The organism is Serpentinimonas raichei, from assembly GCF_000828895.1.
Classification (GTDB): domain Bacteria; phylum Pseudomonadota; class Gammaproteobacteria; order Burkholderiales; family Burkholderiaceae_C; genus Serpentinimonas; species Serpentinimonas raichei.
Genome location: NZ_AP014568.1, coordinates 304,609 through 322,910 on the forward strand (window position 1 = coordinate 304,609; position 18,302 = coordinate 322,910).

19 protein-coding genes are annotated in these 18,302 nt (G+C 68.1%); 18 read left to right on the top strand and 1 reads right to left on the bottom strand.

Annotated features, from left to right (window positions below):
- Positions 1-67: 67 nt before the first annotated feature.
- The 8 genes from SRAA_RS01375 (at position 68) to hisD (ending at position 6,580) form a co-directional block, all read left to right on the top strand.
- Positions 68-754, top strand: coding sequence for an MlaC/ttg2D family ABC transporter substrate-binding protein (locus tag SRAA_RS01375; RefSeq protein ID WP_052467436.1), 687 nt, complete (start codon positions 68-70; stop codon positions 752-754).
- 11 nt (positions 755-765) lie between these two features.
- Positions 766-1,086, top strand: coding sequence for an STAS domain-containing protein (locus tag SRAA_RS01380; protein WP_045530558.1), 321 nt, complete (start codon positions 766-768; stop codon positions 1,084-1,086).
- A gap of 26 nt (positions 1,087-1,112) precedes the next feature.
- On the top strand, positions 1,113-2,090 hold the full coding sequence (locus SRAA_RS01385) for an ABC transporter ATP-binding protein (protein ID WP_045530560.1): 978 nt from the start codon (positions 1,113-1,115) through the stop codon (positions 2,088-2,090).
- Positions 2,087-2,842 carry an ABC transporter permease gene (locus tag SRAA_RS01390; protein WP_045530562.1) on the top strand — a complete coding sequence of 252 codons (756 nt, stop codon included), beginning with the start codon at positions 2,087-2,089 and terminating at the stop codon, positions 2,840-2,842. The genes SRAA_RS01385 and SRAA_RS01390 overlap by 4 nt, the downstream gene beginning before the upstream one ends.
- Positions 2,843-2,898: 56 nt before the next feature.
- On the top strand, positions 2,899-3,150 hold the full coding sequence (locus tag SRAA_RS01395; protein ID WP_045530565.1) for a BolA family protein: 252 nt from the start codon (positions 2,899-2,901) through the stop codon (positions 3,148-3,150).
- 63 nt (positions 3,151-3,213) lie between these two features.
- Complete coding sequence (murA, locus tag SRAA_RS01400) at positions 3,214-4,500, top strand: UDP-N-acetylglucosamine 1-carboxyvinyltransferase (protein WP_045530566.1); 1,287 nt, start codon at positions 3,214-3,216, stop codon at positions 4,498-4,500.
- Positions 4,497-5,216, top strand: a complete 720-nt coding sequence (gene hisG / locus SRAA_RS01405; protein ID WP_045530568.1) for an ATP phosphoribosyltransferase — start codon at positions 4,497-4,499, stop codon at positions 5,214-5,216. Before murA ends, hisG begins: the two co-directional genes overlap by 4 nt.
- The gene (gene hisD / locus SRAA_RS01410; RefSeq protein WP_231849304.1) at positions 5,213-6,580 is read left to right on the top strand and encodes a histidinol dehydrogenase; all 1,368 of its coding nucleotides are present in this window, start codon (positions 5,213-5,215) and stop codon (positions 6,578-6,580) included. Before hisG ends, hisD begins: the two co-directional genes overlap by 4 nt.
- 59 nt (positions 6,581-6,639) lie before the next feature.
- On the opposite strand, the gene SRAA_RS01415 is transcribed toward hisD, so the two are convergent.
- Complete coding sequence (locus SRAA_RS01415; protein WP_045530572.1) at positions 6,640-7,608, bottom strand: MerR family transcriptional regulator; 969 nt, start codon at positions 7,606-7,608, stop codon at positions 6,640-6,642.
- A gap of 271 nt (positions 7,609-7,879) precedes the next feature.
- Here SRAA_RS01415 and SRAA_RS01420 point away from each other — a divergent pair, with 271 nt between their 5' ends.
- From SRAA_RS01420 to SRAA_RS01460, 10 genes are all read left to right on the top strand, one after another.
- Entirely contained in the window at positions 7,880-9,241 is a 1,362-nt protein-coding gene (locus SRAA_RS01420; protein ID WP_045533039.1) for an NAD(P)/FAD-dependent oxidoreductase, read from the top strand.
- Positions 9,238-10,011: a DUF1365 domain-containing protein gene (locus SRAA_RS01425; RefSeq protein WP_045530574.1), complete on the top strand. Its 774-nt coding sequence runs from the start codon at positions 9,238-9,240 to the stop codon at positions 10,009-10,011. Before SRAA_RS01420 ends, SRAA_RS01425 begins: the two co-directional genes overlap by 4 nt.
- Before the next feature lie 58 nt (positions 10,012-10,069).
- Complete coding sequence (locus tag SRAA_RS01430; RefSeq protein WP_082039836.1) at positions 10,070-11,413, top strand: SAM-dependent methyltransferase; 1,344 nt, start codon at positions 10,070-10,072, stop codon at positions 11,411-11,413.
- Positions 11,410-12,060, top strand: a complete 651-nt coding sequence (locus tag SRAA_RS01435) for a chalcone isomerase family protein (RefSeq protein WP_082039837.1) — start codon at positions 11,410-11,412, stop codon at positions 12,058-12,060. Before SRAA_RS01430 ends, SRAA_RS01435 begins: the two co-directional genes overlap by 4 nt.
- 108 nt (positions 12,061-12,168) lie before the next feature.
- Positions 12,169-13,425 (top strand): MFS transporter, encoded by a 1,257-nt coding sequence (locus tag SRAA_RS01440; protein WP_045533050.1) that lies wholly within the window; start codon positions 12,169-12,171, stop codon positions 13,423-13,425.
- A 6-nt stretch (positions 13,426-13,431) separates the two neighbouring features.
- Positions 13,432-14,196: an SDR family NAD(P)-dependent oxidoreductase gene (locus tag SRAA_RS01445; RefSeq protein ID WP_045530575.1), complete on the top strand. Its 765-nt coding sequence runs from the start codon at positions 13,432-13,434 to the stop codon at positions 14,194-14,196.
- 29 nt (positions 14,197-14,225) lie between these two features.
- Positions 14,226-14,675, top strand: coding sequence for a nuclear transport factor 2 family protein (locus SRAA_RS01450; RefSeq protein WP_029462158.1), 450 nt, complete (start codon positions 14,226-14,228; stop codon positions 14,673-14,675).
- A 32-nt stretch (positions 14,676-14,707) separates the two neighbouring features.
- Positions 14,708-16,366, top strand: a complete 1,659-nt coding sequence (locus tag SRAA_RS01455) for a cryptochrome/deoxyribodipyrimidine photo-lyase family protein (protein WP_045530576.1) — start codon at positions 14,708-14,710, stop codon at positions 16,364-16,366.
- A 20-nt stretch (positions 16,367-16,386) separates the two neighbouring features.
- Positions 16,387-16,548 (top strand): DUF2256 domain-containing protein, encoded by a 162-nt coding sequence (locus SRAA_RS12155; protein ID WP_076606984.1) that lies wholly within the window; start codon positions 16,387-16,389, stop codon positions 16,546-16,548.
- Between the two features lie 59 nt (positions 16,549-16,607).
- The gene (locus tag SRAA_RS01460) at positions 16,608-18,290 is read left to right on the top strand and encodes a cryptochrome/photolyase family protein (RefSeq protein WP_082039839.1); all 1,683 of its coding nucleotides are present in this window, start codon (positions 16,608-16,610) and stop codon (positions 18,288-18,290) included.
- The last annotated feature ends 12 nt before the right edge of the window (positions 18,291-18,302 follow it).

Sequence of the window (18,302 nt, forward strand, 5' to 3'; positions counted from 1 at the left end):
GCAAGCGAATGCAAAGGCTGCGCCCGCAACCCGTTTGGTGCGGCCTAGGCACTGCACAATACCAGCTATGAAACACGCCAATTTTTTGATCGCCCAGCCCTCCGCTTCGCGCCGCGTCGCCTTGCTCAGCTTGGGCGCGCTCGCAACCCTCGGAATTGCGGGCACGGCCCTGCTGACACCCACCCGGGTGGCGGCGCAAACCCTAGAAGCCCCCGATGCGCTGATCATGCGCGTGGGTTCCGAGGTGATCCGCCAGATCCAGGCCGACCCGGTGTTGCGCGGCGGTGACATCGACCGCATCATGGTGTTGATCGATGGCCTGCTGATGCCGCACGTCAACTTCGGCCGCATGACCGCCTCGGCGGTGGGGCGTTTCTGGCGCCAGGCCACGCCCGAGCAACGCACCCGGCTGCAAGACGAGTTCAAGCTGCTGTTGGTGCGCACCTACTCGGGCGCTCTGAGCCACTTGACCGACCAGGTGCTGGTGCTGCGCCCGAGCCGCTTCACGGCGCAAGACACCGAGGTGGTGGTGCGCACCGAACTGCGTGGGCGCAGCGAACCGATCCAGATCGACTACCGGCTCGAACGCACCCCGCAAGGCTGGAAGGTGTTCGACTTCAATGTCATGGGCATCTGGCTGGTGGACACCTATCGCAACCAGTTCACGACCGAGATCAACGCGCGCGGCATCAACGGCCTGATCGCTTCGTTGGCCGAACGCAACCGCGCCGGTGCGGCGGCGGCGCGCTCTTGAGCCAGCGCCCCATGAGCGCTGCCTCGACGACCTCCCTGGCACTGGCCGCCGCCTTGCCCGCCCTGCCCGAGCGCCTCACGCACGAGCAGGCCGACGCCTACGTTCAGCGCTGCCAAGCGGCCATCGAGGGCGGCCGCGCGACCGATCCCGGTGCAGCGTGGCCGCTCGATGCCAGCGCCTTGCAGCACTTCGATTCCTCGGCGCTGGCCGCGCTGCTGGCGGTGTCGCGCCTGCTGCAAGCGCGCGGCGGCCGCTTGCAGGTGCAGCACATGCCGCTGCGCTTGCGCGAGCTGGCGGCCCTGTACGGGGTGAGCGAATTGCTGGCGGCGTAAAATCGCCGGTTTAGCCGCGACGCCCTATGCCCTCAACCCCCGTCGCCCCTGCCGCCGTTTCGTTTCAGCAGGTCTCCAAGGTCTATCGCAGCGCCGGCGCTGAGCTGCGGGCGCTCGACCGGGTGACTTTCGACATCGCGCCGGGCGAGTTTTTTGGCCTGCTCGGCCCCAACGGCGCCGGCAAAACCACCCTGATCAGCATTTTGGCCGGCCTCGCGCAAGCCAGCAGCGGGCGCGTGAGCGTGCTGGGTTCCGACGTGGTCACCGACTACGCGCAGGCGCGGCGCAAACTCGGCGTGGTGCCGCAGGAGCTGGTGTTCGACCCTTTCTTCACCGTGCGCGAGGCGCTGCGCTTTCAGTCGGGCTACTTTGGCATCCGCGGCAACGACGGCTGGATCGACGAGCTGCTAGCCGGCCTTGGGCTGTCCGACAAGGCCGGCGCCAATATGCGCCAGCTCTCCGGCGGCATGAAGCGGCGCATGCTGGTGGCACAGGCGCTGGTGCACCGCCCGCCGGTGATCGTGCTCGACGAGCCCACCGCGGGGGTCGATGTGGAGCTGCGCCAAACACTGTGGCAGTTCATCGCCGGGCTCAATCGCCAAGGCAGCACGGTGCTGCTCACCACCCACTACCTCGAAGAAGCCGAGGCGCTGTGCGGGCGCATCGCCATGCTCAAGCAGGGGCGGGTGATTGCATTGGAGCGCACCTCGACCTTGCTCAAACGCGCCAGCGCCAAGGTGTTGCGCTTCAAGACCGACCAAGCCCTGCCCGCGGCGCTGGCGGCGCAGGCGCGCGTGACTGGGCGCATCGTGCAGTTGCCGCTGCCCGATGTGGCGGCGCTGGAGCGCACCCTGGCCGATTTGCGCGCGGCCGGCTTGCAGCCCGAAGACATAGAAATCAGCCAGGCCGATTTGGAAGACGTGTTCCTCGACCTGATGCGCGACGCACCCGACCCGAACACCGCCCGGCCCGCACCGGCTCAGCCGCTGGAGGAGCTGGCATGAGCGGCTGGCAAACCCTGTTCTACAAAGAGGTGCTGCGCTTTTGGAAGGTGGGCTTCCAGACCGTGGCGGCGCCGGTGGTCACGGCCTTGCTGTATCTGCTGATCTTTGGCCACGTGCTGCAAGACCGCGTGCAGGTGTTTGATGGCGTGGCCTACACCAGCTTTTTGCTGCCCGGCCTGATCATGATGAGCGTGTTGCAAAACGCCTTTGCCAACAGCTCGTCGAGCCTGATCCAGAGCAAGGTGATGGGCAACCTGGTGTTCGTGCTGCTCACGCCGCTGTCGCACTGGGCCTGGTTCGTGGCCTACGTGGGCTCATCGATCGTGCGCGGGCTGGCGGTGGGCTTGTGCGTCTGGCTGGTGACGGTCTGGTTCGTTGGCTTTTACATGGTCTATCCGCTTTGGATTTTGGTGTTTGCCGTGCTCGGGGCTGGTCTGCTGGGGGCGCTGGGCGTGATCGCCGGGCTGTGGGCCGACAAATTTGACCAGATGGCCGCGTTTCAAAACTTCCTCATCCTGCCCGCCACCTTTTTGAGCGGCGTGTTCTACTCCATCCACTCGCTGCCGCCGTTTTGGCAGTTCGTCAGCCACCTGAACCCGTTTTTCTACATGATCGACGGCTTTCGCTACGGCTTTATCGGCCAAGGCGATGTGTCGCCGTGGCTTTCGCTGGCGGTGCTCGGGGCCGCTTGGGTAGTCGTGGGTGGGCTGGCCCTGCACCTGCTCAAAAGCGGCTACAAACTCAGGCATTGAATCGCTGCCTCCCTGCGCTGGCACCGACCTTTAGGCACAAGCACTTTGATCACACCATGACCGCGCAAGAACTGCAAACCCTCATCGCCGCCCACCTCGACTGCCTGCACCTCGAGGTGAACGGCGACGGCCGCCACTGGTACGCCGTGGTGGTTTCGCCCGCCTTTGAGGGCAAGCGCCTGATCGCGCGCCACCAGATGGTCTATGCCGCGATGGGCGAGCGCATCCGGCGCGACGAGGTGCACGCGCTCTCGATGCAAACGCACACCCCGGCCGAATGGTCGGCGCGCCAAGCCAACCCGGCTTAATCGACTGCGCGCGGCCAGCCCCACCCAGGCGCTCCCCCAACCCTCCACCGCCCACCCCCACCCATGGACAAACTGCGCATTCAAGGCGGCCAGCGCCTGCACGGCGAGGTGCCGATCTCGGGCGCCAAAAACGCCGCCCTGCCCGAGCTCTGCGCCACCTTGCTCACCGACGAGCCGGTGACGCTGCGCAACGTGCCGCGCCTGCGCGACGTGGCCACCATGCGCCGCCTGCTGGAACACATGGGCGTGCAGGTGCAGACCCACGGCGAGCGCGGCGGCCTGACGCTGCACGCCGGCGCGGCGCTCGAGCCGCTGGCCCCCTACGAGCTGGTCAAGACCATGCGCGCCTCGGTGCTGGTGCTCGGGCCGCTGTTGGCGCGGCTGGGGCGGGCGCGGGTGTCGCTGCCGGGCGGTTGCGCCATCGGCTCGCGCCCGGTCGATCAGCACATCAAGGGCTTGCAGGCCATGGGGGCGCAGATCGCCATCGAGCACGGCTACATGGTGGCGCAGCTGGCACCGGGCCAGAGCCGGCTGCGCGGCGCGCGCATCGCCACCGACATGATCACCGTCACCGGCACCGAAAACTTCCTCATGGCTGCCACCTTGGCCGAGGGCGAAACCGTGCTCGAAAACGCCGCCCAAGAGCCCGAAGTCACCGATCTGGCCGAGCTGCTGATCGCCATGGGGGCGCAGATCGAGGGCCACGGCAGCAGCCGCATCCGCATCCAGGGCGTGGAGCGCCTGCACGGGGCCGAGCACGCGGTGGTGGCCGACCGCATCGAGGCCGGTACCTTTTTGTGCGCCGTGGCCGCTTGCGGCGGTGCCGTGCACCTGCGCCACGCCCGCGGCGAGCACCTCGAGGCGCTGATCGAAAAGCTGCGCGAGGCCGGGGTGTCGGTGCAAGCCAGCGTCGACGGCTTGCAGGTGCAGTCGCCCGGCGCGGCGCTGCTGCGCGCTCAGAGCTTTCGCACCACCGAATACCCGGGCTTCCCGACCGACATGCAGGCCCAGTTCATGGCCCTCAACGCCGTGGCGCAGGGCAGCAGCAGCGTCACCGAAACCATTTTCGAGAACCGCTTCATGCATGTGCACGAGTTGCAGCGGCTCGGGGCCAAAATCCGCATCGACGGCCGGCTGGCGCTGATCGAAGGGCTGGGCGGCAGCGGCGCGCACCTGTCGGGCGCCACCGTCATGGCCACCGACTTGCGAGCCTCCGCCAGCTTGGTCATCGCCGGGCTGGTGGCCGAGGGCGAAACCGTGGTCGATCGCATCTACCACCTAGACCGCGGCTACGATCAGATGGAGCTCAAACTGCGCGCCCTGGGCGCCCAAATCGAGAGGATCGCATGAGTGCCGACCGCATCACGCTGGCCCTGTCCAAAGGCCGCATCTACGACGAAACCCTGCCGCTGCTGCAAGCCGCCGGCATCGAGGTACTGGAGCACCCCGAGCGCTCGCGCAAGCTGATCCTGCCAACCAACCACCCGGCGCTGAATGTGGTGCTGGTGCGCGCCTCCGACGTGCCCACCTACGTGCAGTACGGCGGCGCCGACTTGGGCGTGTGCGGCAAAGACACGCTGCTCGAACACGAGGCCGAGTGGGGCGGGGCGGCCAACGTCGGGCTGTATCAGCCGCTCGATCTGCAGATCGCGCGCTGCCGCATGAGCGTGGCGGTGCGCGCCGATTTCGACTACGTGCGCGCCGTGCGCCAAGGCGCGCGCATCCGCGTGGCCACCAAATACGTGGCGATCGCGCGCGAGTTTTTTGCCAGCAAAGGCGTGCACGTCGATCTGATCAAGCTCTACGGCAGCATGGAACTGGCGCCCCTGACCGGGCTCGCCGACGCCATCGTCGATCTGGTCTCGACCGGCAACACGCTCAAGGCCAACCAGCTGGTGGAGGTCGAGCGCATCATGGACATTTCCTCGCGCCTGGTGGTCAACCAGGGAGCGATCAAGGTCAAGCGCGCGCTGCTGCGGCCGCTGCTCGATGCCTTTGCGAAGGCGACAGCCCAAGACACCGCGCACGCCACCGCGCAAAGCTCCGCGACGGGGGTGCTTGCATGATGACCACGCCCGCCGCACCTGCTGCAAACACCACGCCTTTGCAAGCGCGCCCGCTGCGCCTAAGCACGCAGCAGCCCGACTTCGAGGCCCAGTTCGCCCAGCGCCAGCACTGGTCGGCCGAGGCCGACGCCGCCATCGAGCAGCGCGTGCAGGGTATCGTGGCCGACGTGCGCGCCCGCGGCGACGCCGCCGTGCTCGACTGCACGCGCCGCTTCGACCGCCTGCACGCCCCGAGCATGGCGGCGCTGGAGCTGCAGCCGTCGGAACTGCAAGCCGCCTTTGAGCAACTCCCCGCCGCCCAGCGCGAGGCGCTGCTGCAAGCGGCCGCGCGCGTGCGCCGCTACCACGAGGCCCAGTTGCAGGCCTGCGGCCAGAGCTGGAGCTACCGCGACGCCGACGGCAGCCTGCTGGGGCAAAAGGTCACGCCGCTGGAGCGCGTGGGCATCTACGTGCCCGGCGGCCGCGCCGCGTACCCGTCCTCGGTGCTGATGAACGCCATCCCGGCCCAAGTGGCCGGGGTGGCCGAAATCGTGATGGTGGTGCCCACGCCCGACGGCACCAAAAACCCGCTGGTGCTGGCCGCCGCCCACGTGGCCGGGGTCACGCGCGCCTTCACCATCGGCGGCGCGCAGGCGGTGGCGGCGCTGGCCTACGGCACCCAGAGCATCCCTAGGGTGGACAAGATCACCGGCCCCGGCAACGCCTACGTGGCCAGCGCCAAAAAGCACGTGTTCGGCCAGGTCGGCATCGACATGATCGCCGGCCCGAGCGAGATTCTGGTGCTGGCCGACGGCAGCACACCGCCCGACTGGGTGGCCATGGACTTGTTCAGCCAGGCCGAGCACGACGAGCTGGCGCAGTCGATCCTGCTCTGCCCCGACGCGGCTTATCTGGACGCGGTGCAGGCGGCGATCGATCGTCTGTTGCCCGAGATGCCGCGCGCCGCCATCATCGCTGCCAGCCTCAACGGCCGCGGCGCCCTGATCCAGACCCGCAGCCTCGAAGAAGCCTGCGCCATCAGCAACCGCATCGCGCCCGAGCACCTCGAGCTGGCCTGCCGCGAGCCGCAGCGCTGGGAGCCGCTGCTGCTGCACGCCGGTGCCATTTTCATGGGCGCCTACACCAGCGAAAGTCTGGGCGACTACTGCGCCGGCCCCAACCACGTGCTGCCCACGGCCGGCACGGCGCGCTTTTCCAGCCCGCTCGGGGTCTATGATTTTCAAAAACGCAGCAGCCTGATCGAGGTCAGCGCCGCCGGCGCGCAGACGCTGGGCCGCATCGCCAGCGTGCTGGCGCATGGCGAAGGCCTGCAGGCGCACGCGCTTGCAGCCGAGATGCGGATGCATCCGTCCACCAGTGGCTAAGGCGCCCAAGGGGCACCAGTCAAGCCGGCCAGCGCTGGTCGGCCCGGGTGCTTTGGGCCTCAAATGGCGCTGTGCTCGGCGCGCCACTGCGCCACCACCGCCTCGAGCTCGCAGGCGCGGCGCAAGGCGGTCACGCCCGCTGGCAAACGTGACGAGCGCAGCACCGGGGCGTTGCCGCCCACCCACAACGCCACCGTGCTGGGCAACTGCGCGCGCAACTGGCGCAAGGCGGGCAGCACCTCATTGGGCGGATGGTGCGAGCTAAAGCTCAAGGCCACGGCGTCGATCTGCAGCTGCTGTGCCGCCGCCAGCACCTCGAGCACCGGGGTATTGGGGCCCAGCGGTAAGCGCTGGCAGTGTTGCAGCGCCAGGAAACACTCGGCCATCAGCAACCCCAAGGCGTGGTGCTCGTTGGGCAAGGTGGTGAGCAACACCCGGGGCGGGGTGCCGCTGTGGCCTTGCTGATCGAGCTGCACCAGCGCCTGGCGCAGCACCGATTGCACGATCTCGCTGTGCAGGTGCTCTTGAAACACCGAAATGCGTTCGTCCAGCCACGCCTGCCCCACGGCCACGCTCAAGGGCACGATGAAATCTTCGATCGTCGACCCCAGCCCGTGGCGCAGCAGCTGCTCGTGCAGCCGCAGGCGCAGGGTCTCGGTTTGGTTGGCTTGCAGCGCGCTGAGCCACTGCTGGCACAGCACGGGCTCCAGCGCAGGGTGGGGTGAAGGGGGCTGGCCGGCGTGCTGCGCCTGCAACCGCTCCTGCAGGCGGGCTTGCAGCTCGGGCTCGGGCAGGGGCACCACCTGGTGCGGTCGCTGCCCGGCATCCAGCAGGCGCTTGATCAGGCGCAGGCGCTGCAGCTGGGCTTCGTCGTAGCGGCGTACGCCATTGGCGTCGCGGCTGGGGGTGGGAAAGCCGTAGCGGCGCTCCCAAACGCGCAGCGTGTCTTTGCCCAAGCCAGTCTCGCGCTCCATGTCTGCAATAGACAAAACGACCGAGGCAGGGGAGGGAGCAAGGCGTTTGAGCATCGATTGCGATCATGCCACAAAAGCCCGATGGATTGTGTTTCGTGGGCCAATCTATGCCAACTTTCTCTTTATTGTGTGCAGGTTATGTTTGTGCGCGGTGCTCGATCGAGGCTGCATCGGGGGTGTGACGCGGGCTTTGTCGGGCATTTTGTGGCCCTCGGTTGCAGACCAATCTTTTTTCGCGCATACTACGTTTGTCTAAGACAAAACAGAACCTGCTATGCCCTCTACCGACCAAACCAGCCATCAGCCCGCGCCTGCTGCCACTGCCTTGCGCGTGGCCGTGGTGGGTTCGGGCATCGCCGGGCTGGCGGCTGCCTATGCGCTGCGCACGCACGCCCACGTGACCCTGTTCGAGGCCGGGCCCTATTTTGGCGGCCACACCCACACCGTGGACGTGACCCTGCCCGGCCCCGATGGCGCCGCCTGCACGCATGGCGTCGATACCGGTTTTCTGGTCTACAACGAGCGCACCTACCCGCGCCTGATTGCCCTGCTGGCCGAGCTCGGGGTGCCGTCGGCGGCTTCGGATATGTCGTTTTCGGTGCAGGTGCCGCAGGGCGCGCGCTGGCTGGAGTGGAGCGGCACCGATTTGGGCACCGTGTTTGCGCAGCGGCGCAACCTGCTCGACCTTAGCTTTTGGGGCATGTTGCGCGACCTGCTGCGCTTCAACGCCCTGTGCACGCGGTTGGCGCAAAGCGGCGACCAAGCCGAGGCCATGCAGCAGTCCTTGCAGGATTTTTTGCAGCAGCACCGCTTTGGCGCCGCCTTTCGCGACTGGTACCTGCTGCCCATGCTGGGCTGTATCTGGAGCTGCCCCACCGACCAGATGCTGCAATTTCCCGTGGCCACCATGGTGCGCTTTTGCCACAACCACGGGCTGATTCAAATCCGCAACCGGCCGCAGTGGTTTACCGTGCGCGGCGGCGCGCGCCAGTATGTGCAAAAAATCGTCGCCAGCCTGCCCGATGCGCGCCTCAACGCCCCCGTGAAGCGCATCGAGCGCGACGAGCACGGCGCCTGGCTGCACAGCCCGGCCGGGGTCGAGCGCTTTGACCGCGTGGTGGTGGCCACCCACACCGACCAAGCGCTGGCGCTGCTCGATCAGCCCAGCGCCGCCGAACAAGCCGTGCTGGGCGCCATCCGCTACCAGCACAACCGCGCCGTGCTGCACACCGACACGGCGGTGCTGCCGCAGCAGCGCAGCGCCTGGGCAGCGTGGAACTACGAGCGCGCCGCCGACGCTGGCAGTGAAGCGGCCCGTGTTTGCTTGCACTACCTCATCAACCGCTTGCAGCCGCTGCCCTTTGCGCAGCCGGTGCTGGTGTCGCTCAACCCGGTGCGCGCCATCGATCCGGCCAAAGTCATCCGGCAGATCGACTACGCGCACCCGGTGTTTGACCAAGCCGCCATCGCCGCCCAGCGCCGCTTGGCCGACCTGCAGGGGCAGCAGCACACCTGGTTTTGTGGCGCTTGGGCCGGATACGGTTTTCACGAAGACGGGCTCAAATCCGGCCAAGCGGCGGCCCAAGCCCTGCTGCGCGCCGCCGCTTTTGTGCAAGGCGTGCCGCGGTCGGCGCAGCCGCGTGCTCCGGCGCAACCCAGCCCCGTGCTGCACGAGGTGCCGGCGTGAGCGCGGCGCCACAAGCCTACGTCGGCTTTGGCCAGGTGCGCCACACGCGCCTGCGCCCGCGGCGCAACGCCTTTGTCTATCCCACCTGCTTTTTGCTGCTGCCCATGCGCGACTTGGCGCTAGCCGCGCCGGCCTTGGCGCGCAACCGCTGGGCCCCGATCAGCTTTTACGACTGCGACCACGGCGACGGCCGCACCCCACAGCAGGGCGGGGCGCTGGCGTGGGTGGATGAGCTGCTGCGCGCACACGGCATCGACGACGCCGACGGCCAAATCTGGCTGCACTGCTACCCCAGGGTGTGGGGCCACACCTTCAAGCCGGTGAGCTTTTGGTACTGCGAGCGCGCCGACGGCAGCCTGCGCGCCGTGCTGGCCGAGGTCAACAACACCTTTGGCGAGCGCCACTGCTATTTGCTCGACCAGCCGCGCGAGGGGCAGGAATGCAGCGCGCGCAAGGTGTTTCATGTGTCGCCCTTTTGCCAGGTGCAGGGCCAGTACCGTTTTCGCTTCCTGCGCCGCCTGCACGGCGGGCAACCGCGCACGGTGGTGCGCATCGACCACGACGACGCCGCCGGCCCCTTGTTGCAGACCAGCGTCAGCGGCACCCTGCAAGCGCTCAACGCCGCCAGCCTGAACAAGGCGTTGTGGGCGCACCCGGCGCTGACGCTGCTGCTGCTGCTGCGCATCCATTGGCAGGCGCTCAAGCTCTGGCTCAAGCGCACCGGTTTCCAGCGCAAGCCCAAGCCGCCCAAAGCCTTTGTCAGCCAATGAAGCCTTGTCATCCTCATTTGCACCCTTTCTTGCACCCCTAGCCCCAGGAGCGTCTGCCATGAACACCCAATCGACCCCCTTTCAAGACCCGTCTGCCAGCACTTTGTCGGCGGCGTGGAGTGCTTGTGCAAGCAACACCGGTTGGCCCGGCGCGGCGAGTTCGGCTCCGGCGGCGAGCCAATCCCCAGCCAAGCGCCCGCCTTGGGCGGCACGCACCTTGCAGCGGCTGTTGCAGCAACTGGAGCACGGCCGGCTGGTGGTGCATTGGCCCAACGGGCAGTGCGCACACTACGGCCCGGGCTCGGAGCGCGAACCCACCGTGGAAGTTCGGTTACACGACTGGGGGGTGTGCGCCGCTGTGCTCAAGTCGGGCGACATCGGTTTTGGCGAGGCCTACTTGGCGGGCCAGTGGGACACGCCCGATTTGGCCGCCTTGCTGCGCCTGCTGCTGCGCAACCGCGCCGTGATCGAACGCCTAATCCACGGCCACTGGGCCGGGCGGCTGCTGCACCGGGTGCGGCACTGGTTCAACCGCAACACGCGCGCCAACAGCCGCAAAAACATCCAGGCCCATTACGACTTGGGCAACGATTTTTACCGCCTCTGGCTCGACGCCGGCATGAACTACTCCAGCGCCTGGTTCGAGGGCCAGCCCAGCGGCAACCTCGAGGCCGCCCAGCGCGCCAAGCTGCGCCGCGCCCTGCACATGGCCGGCTTGCAGCCGGATCGGCCGGGCCAGCGCGTGCTCGAAATCGGTTGCGGCTGGGGCGCGTTGGCCGAGCAGGCGGCGCACGAGTTTGGCGCCCACGTCACCGGCATCACCTTGTCGGACCAGCAACTGGCCTACGCGCAACAGCGCTTGCAGGCCCAAGGGCTGGCGCAGCAGGCCGATCTGCGGCTGCAAGACTACCGCGACCTGCGCCTAGGGGCCGACGCGGCGCCGTTCGATGCCATCTGCTCGATCGAAATGGTTGAAGCCGTGGGGCGCGCATACTGGCCCACCTACTTTGACGCCGTGGCGCGGTTGCTCAAGCGCGGCGGGCGCGCCTGCATTCAAAGCATCGTCATCCGCGACGAGCTCTACGGCGCCTACGTGTCCTCGACCGATTTCATTCAGCAGCACGTGTTCCCCGGTGGCTGCTTGCCCAGCGCCGCGGAGTTCAGGCGCCAAGCGGCGGCGGCGGGGCTGCGCGTGGTCGATGAGCTGGCTTTTGGCCCCGACTACGCCGAGACCTGCCGCCGCTGGCACCGCGCTTACTTGGCGCAGCGCGATACCGTGCGCGCGCAAGGCTTCGATGCCCGGTTCGAGCGCCTGTGGACCTTTTACCTCGCCTACTGCGAAGCCGGCTTCGATCAGGGCGATATCGACGTGATCCAGTTCACGCTGGAGCACACCCCATGAGCGCGCACTCTTCAAACCGCCTGCTGGCCCAGCCCCAACCGCTGGTGCCCGAGCAAAACCAGCGGCGCGCGCTCTTGCGCCAGCTGCTGCTGCCGGCTGCGGCGGCTGTGTGTGCCGGCAGCTGGAGCCGCGCGGCCTTGGCCCAAACCCAAGCCCCCCTGTCCAACGAACCACCAGCCGGCGAGCCCTCGCCCGTGCCGGGCTTGCGCTGGTCCGGGCAGGGCCTGTTGCGGGTCTGGGGCTTTGAGGTTTACCGGGCCCGGCTGTGGGTGGGGCCGCGCTTCAACCCCGCCGACCATGCCTCCGACGCGCTGGCGCTCGAGCTGGAGTATCTGCGCGCCTTCAGCGCCGCCTCGATCGCCAGCCGTTCGATCGAGGAGATGCGGCGCCAGCAGCCCATCGCCCCCGACCAAGGCGAGCGCTGGCAGCGCGCCTTGCAAGCCGTGCTGCCCGATGTGCGCGCCGGCGACCGCCTGCTGGGCCTGTACCGGCCGGGGCAAGCGGCCCAGTTTCGCCAGCCCAACCGGGCGCTGGGCGAAGTGCCCGACCCGCTGTTTGCACGGCTGTTTTTTGGCATCTGGCTGGCCCCGACCACATCCGAGCCCGGTTTGCGCGCCGCCTTGCTCGGCTTGCCGGCGCGCGGCTAAACACAGGCCACCGCCGTGCCACCTGCCGCCACGCCCGCGCTCAGCCAAGCCCCCCTTGCGGCCGACGCGCAGGCGGACGCCACGCCCGCAGCCCCCGCACCCCCCGATTTGCGCTGGCCGGGCACGCTGGCCTACGGCGCGCTGGGCTTTCCGCTGGCTTTTGTGGCGTTGCCGCTGTACGTGCTGTTGCCGCACCACTACGCCACCGAGTTTGGGGTGGCGCTGGCTACGCTGGGGGCGCTGCTGCTGGGTGCGCGCCTGTTCGACGCCTTGGTAGACCCGTGGCTGGGCCGCGCCAGCGACCGCCTCTACGCCCGCTCCCCCAAGGCGGTGCTGGGCACCGGGCTGGCGGCGGCGCTGCTGCTGGCGCTGGGCTTGACGGCGCTGTTTTTCCCGCCGGTGCGCGAACTGCAAGCCCTGCTGCTGTGGGCAGGGGGGGCGCTGGTGCTGTCGTACCTGGCGTTTAGCTGGCTGGGCATCTGCCACCAAGCCTGGGGGGCGCGGCTCGGGGGCGACGCCGCCACGCGCTCGCGCATCGTCGCCTGGCGCGAAGGGGCCGGGCTGTGCGGCGTGGTGACCGCATCGCTGCTGCCCACGCTGCTGGGCCTGCCGGTGATGGTGGCGGTGTTTGCCGTCGCGCTGGCCTTGGCCTGGTGCGCCTGGGCGCTGGCACCGCGGCCGCCGCTGGGCTGGCTGCGCCACAGCCCGGGTGCCGCCGAGCTTTGGCAGCCGTGGCGTCAGCCGGGCTTTAGGCGCCTGATGACGGTGTTCATCTTCAACGGCATTGCCAGCGCCATACCGGCCACGCTGCTGCTGTTTTTCATTCAAGACCGCTTGCAGCTCAGCGACGCCATGCAGCCGCTGTTTTTGGGCAGTTATTTTTTGGCGGCGGCGCTCGGCTTGCCGCTGTGGGTGCGGCTGGTGCGGCGCTGGGGCCTGGTGCGCACCTGGCTGGGCGCGATGGTCATGTCGGTGGCCGTGTTTGGCTGGGCGGCCACCCTAGGCGCGGGCGATTGGCAGGCGTTCTTGCTCATTTGCATCTTGTCTGGGGTGGCGCTGGGGGCCGACCTCACGCTGCCGCACGCCCTGCTGGCTGGCTTGATCCAGCGCCAAGGCGACCACGGCGCCCGCGAAGGGGCCTACTTTGGCTGGTGGAGCTTTGCCGCCAAACTCAATCTGGCGCTGGCCGCTGGCCTGGCGCTGCCGCTGCTGGGCTGGTGGGGCTACGCGCCGGGTGACAGCAGCGCCCAGGGTTTGCAAGCCCTCTCGTGGGCCTACGCGCTGCTGCCGTGCGCCCTCAAACTGGTGGCGGCTGCCTTGCTGTGGTTTTTTTGGCGCCGCGACCCCATGTTGCAACAAGCCTAAACGCATATGAATCCACCCATCAAAGATTGGCAAGGCCGCACCGTGTGGCTGGTTGGCGCTTCCAGCGGCATCGGGCGCGCACTGGCCAGTGCCTTGCATGCGCGCGGGGCGCGTGTGGTGCTGTCGGCGCGCCAGGCGCAGGCGCTGCAAGATTTCGTGGCCCAGCACCCCGGCAGCCTGGCTTTGCCGCTGGACGCCAGCGACCCGGACCAGGTGCGGCACGCGGCCCAAACGCTGCTGCAAGCCGGGCCGATCGACTTGGTGTGCTACCTCGCGGGCTACTATCAGCCCATGCGCGCCAGCGACTTTGATCTGGCGCAGGCGCTGCGCCACCAAGAGGTGAACCTGAGCGGGGCCTGGTATGTGCTCGATGCCCTGTTGCCGGCCCTGCTGGCGCGCCGCGCCGGGCACATCAGCTTGGTCAGCAGCGTGGCGGGTTTTCGTGGGCTGCCCAAGAGCCTGGCCTACGGCCCGACCAAGGCGGCGCTGATCAACCTGGCCGAAACCCTCTACCTCGACCTGCACCCCCAAGGGCTGGGCGTGAGCCTGATCAATCCCGGCTTCGTGGCCACCCCCATGACGGCGCAAAACGATTTCACCATGCCCGCGCTCATCACGCCCGAGCAGGCCGCAGCGGCCATATTGCAAGGCTGGGCCGCGGGCGACTTTCACATCCACTTCCCCAAGCGCTTCACGCGCCTGATGCAACTGCTGCGCCTGCTGCCCTACCGCTGGTATTTTGCGCTGGTGCGCCGCGGCACCGGCCTTTGACGCAAACCCAATCTATAGCCCGTCCCATCATGAACCCACACCAAAGCGCGGTGGCCGAACTGGTGCAGTTCTACCAGCAGCTCAGCCCCGCCAGCCTGGCCCAACTGGGCCGCCACTACGCGCCCGATGCGCGCTTCAAAGACCCCTTCCACGAGGTGCAGGGCGTGCCCGCCATCGAGGCCATTTTCCGGCACATGTTTGCGCGCTTGCAGCAGCCGCGCTTCGTCGTTACCGAATGCGTGGTGCAGGGTGACCAGGCTTTTTTGCTGTGGGATTTCGAGTTTCGCTTTGCCAGCCGGGGCCGCTCGGCCAGCGCGCCTGCCGTGCAAACCATACGCGGCTGCAGCCACTTGCGGCTCGATTCTGCGGGCCGCGTGCTGCTGCACCGCGACTACTGGGATGCCGCCGAAGAGCTCTATGCCAAGCTGCCTGTGCTGGGCGGCTTCATGCGCTGGCTGCAGCGCCGGTCGGCGGCCTAAGCCGCGCGCTTTGCAGCCCAAGCGGTGCGCGCATGGCCTACCACGTGCTCTGGTTCAAGCGCGATTTGCGCCTGCACGACCACGAAGCCCTGGTCCATGCGGCGCAATGTGCGGCTGCCGATGGCCAATCGGTGCTGTGCCTGTACGCGCTCGAACCCAGCCTGTGGGCGCAACCCGATGCCGCCGCCTTGCACTACACCTTTTTGCGCGAGTGCTTGCAAGACCTGCAAACCGATCTGCAAGCGCAAGGAGCGGCTTTGCTGTTGTGGGTGGGTGAGGTGTTGCCCGCGCTGGATTGGCTGCAGCAGCACGCGGGCGTAGCGGCCCTGCATTCGCACCAAGAAACCGGCAACGCGCACACCTACGCGCGCGATCGCGCCGTGGCGCGTTGGTGCCGCGCCCACCAGGTGCCGTGGCACGAGCAGGTGCAGTTTGGCGTGCTGCGCCCCCTGCGCCTGCGCAGCCAGTGGTTGCCGCACTGGCAAGCCCAGATGGCGCGACCCACCTTTGCGCAGCCCGCCCAGGTGCGCTGGGCCAGCGCCGGTGACCTCGCTCGTGGTGGCGTGGCGGCGGCACTAGCCGATCCCAGCAGCTTGGGGCCCGGCGCGCCCTGCGCCGTGTGGCAGGTGGCCGACTTGCCCCCCGCCAGTGCTCTGGGGCTGGACCCTTGGGTGGCACCGCTGCGCCAGCGCGGCGGACGCCAGCAGGCATTGCAAGACTGGGAGCGCTTTGCCCACAGCGGCTGTGCTGCCTACCGGGGCGGCATTTCCTCGCCCTTGAGCGCGCCCACGGCCTGTTCGCGCTTGTCGGCGCATTTGGCCTTGGGCGGCTTGAGCCTGCGCGAGGTGGTGCAAGCCACCCGCTCGCACATGGCCGACCCCGGCACTTCGGCGCGCCAGCGCCAGGGTTTGGCGGCTTTTTTGAGCCGGCTGCATTGGCACTGCCACTTCATACAAAAGCTCGAGAGCGAGCCCGCGCTGGAGCAAGCCAACCTGCACCGTGGCTACGACGGTTTGCGCGAGCCCGACTGGAACCCCGCGCATTTCGAGGCGCTGATGCAGGGCCGCACCGGTTGGCCGATGGTCGATGCCTGCGTGGCCATGCTGCGCCAGACCGGTTGGCTCAATTTTCGGATGCGCGCCATGCTGGTGTCGGTGGCGGCTTACCCCCTGTGGCTGCACTGGCGCGAAGTGGGGCTGTGGCTGGCGCGGCAGTTTTTGGATTACGAGCCCGGCATCCACTGGAGCCAAATGCAGATGCAAGCCGGCACCACCGGCATCAACACCACCCGCGTCTACAACCCGATCAAGCAGGCGCAAGACCACGATCCGCAAGGCCATTTTGTGCGGCACTGGTTGCCCGTCATGCGCCGTGTGCCCGATGCGTGGTTGTTCGAGCCCTGGCGCATGCCCGCCAGCGTGCAGGCGCACTGCGGGGTGCAAGTGGGCGTGGATCTGGCGCTGCCGCTGGTGGATTTGCAGGCGGCCACGCGCAGCGCCAAAGCGCGCCTGCACGCACGCCGCGCACAACCTGAGGTGCGCGCCGCCAAAGCCGCGATCGTGGAGCGACACGGCTCACGCAAAGCGCCGTTCGCGCGCAAGGGCAGCAGCCGCCCGGCCGATGCAGCAGCACCCAGCCGCGCTCCAGCTCCTCCAGCTAGCGGGCCGCAGCAGATGGCGCTGGATTTTTGAGGCTTGATCCATCCATGAAAATGCGCAAAAAATCCCAACTGCCGCAAAAAATCTGCGCCTGCTGCGGCCTGCCTTTTGTGTGGCGCAAAAAATGGGAGCGCGACTGGGAACAGGTGCGCTACTGCTCCGAGCGCTGCCGCCGCAGCCAGCCTGGTGCCCCTGCACGCCCTACAAGTGGCTAGACCCTCCAGCCACATGGCTCACCCATTGGCATAACCTGCCTGTTCCAATTCGACCCTGCATGCCACCGCACCCACTGTCCACCCCCAGCCCCACTTGCGCAAGGGCACCCGATGCCGCAACCCCGCTGCCCGCCGATGCGGCCCCAGCGCACACCCTGCGCCTGCTGCTGGGCGATCAACTCAACCCAGACCACGCTTGGTTTGGCCGCGTCGATGCGGGCGTGGTCTATGTGCTGCTCGAACTGCGCCAAGAAACCGACTACGTGCGGCACCACGCGCAAAAAATTCTGGCGATCTTTGCTGCCATGCGCCGCTTGGCGCAACACCTGGCCGCGCAAGGGCACCGGGTGCGCTATGTGGGCATCGACGCGCCCCTAGGCACGGGCAGCGCGGCCGGCCCTGCGGCCCAGCCCCAGCCCCAGCCCGGCAGCGGCACCGGGGTCCAGGCTTGGTGCCTGAGCGACTGCCTAACCTGGCTCTGCCAGCAGCACCAGGCCCGGGCCTTCGAGTACCAAGAGCCCGACGAGTGGCGCCTCGACCAGCAGTTGGCCACCTGGTGCGCGGGCTCTGGGCTGGCCACGCGCCGGGTTGGCAGTGGGCATTTTTATACCCCGCGCCATGCGGCGGCGCAGTTTTTTGGGGCGCGCAAGCAATGGCGGCAAGAACACTTTTACCGCCGCCTGCGGCAAGAGCACGGGGTGTTGCTCGATGCGCTGGGCCAGCCCGAAGGCGGGCAATGGAATTTTGACGCCGACAACCGCCAGCCTTGGCGCGGTCAGCCCCCGGTGCCGCCCGATGCGCGCCCGGTGCACGACCACAGCGCGCTCTGGCACCTCATCAGCGCCAGCGGGGTGCAGAGCATGGGCGAGCCGTCCGCCGCCGCCCTGCGCTGGCCGATCGACCGCGCCGAGGCGCTGCAGCAGCTCGACCACTTCATCGAGCACCGGCTGGCCCACTTCGGGGCTTTTCAAGATGCGCTCTCGAGCCAGCATGGCACGCTGTTTCACTCCCTGCTCTCGTTTGCGCTCAACGTCAAAATGCTGCGTCCGCACGAAGTGGTGCAGCGCGCCGAGCAAGCCTGGCGCGCCGGGCAGGTGCCGCTGGCCGCCGCCGAGGGCTTCATCCGCCAGATACTGGGCTGGCGCGAATACGTGCGCGGAGTCTATTGGGCGCAGATGCCGGGCTACACCAACTGCAACGCGCTCGCGCACCAGCGCCCCTTGCCGCACTGGTTCTGGAACGGCCAGACGCGCATGGCCTGCATGGCGGCGGCGCTGCAAAACTCATTGCGCAACGCCTACGCGCACCACATCCAGCGCCTGATGGTGATTGGCAACTTTGCCCTGCTGGCTGGGCTCGACCCGCAGGCGCTGCACCGCTGGTATTTGGGCATCTACATCGACGCCTTCGAGTGGGTCGAGGCCCCCAACACACTGGGCATGAGCCAGTTTGCCGACGGCGGCCTGCTGGCCAGCAAGCCCTACGTGAGCAGCGCCGCCTACCTGCAGCGCATGGGCGACCACTGCCGCACCTGCCCCTACGATCCGGCCCTCAAAACTGGGGCCCGCGCCTGCCCCTACAACGCTCTGTATTGGGATTTTTTCGAGCGCCACGCGCAGCGGCTGGGGCAAAATGCCCGCATCAGTCTGGTCTATCGCAACCTGCAGCGCATGGCACCCGAGGCGCGCGCGGCGTTGCGCGAGCAGGCGGCGCACACGCTGGAGCGCATCGAGGCGCTATGAAGGCGCTGTAAA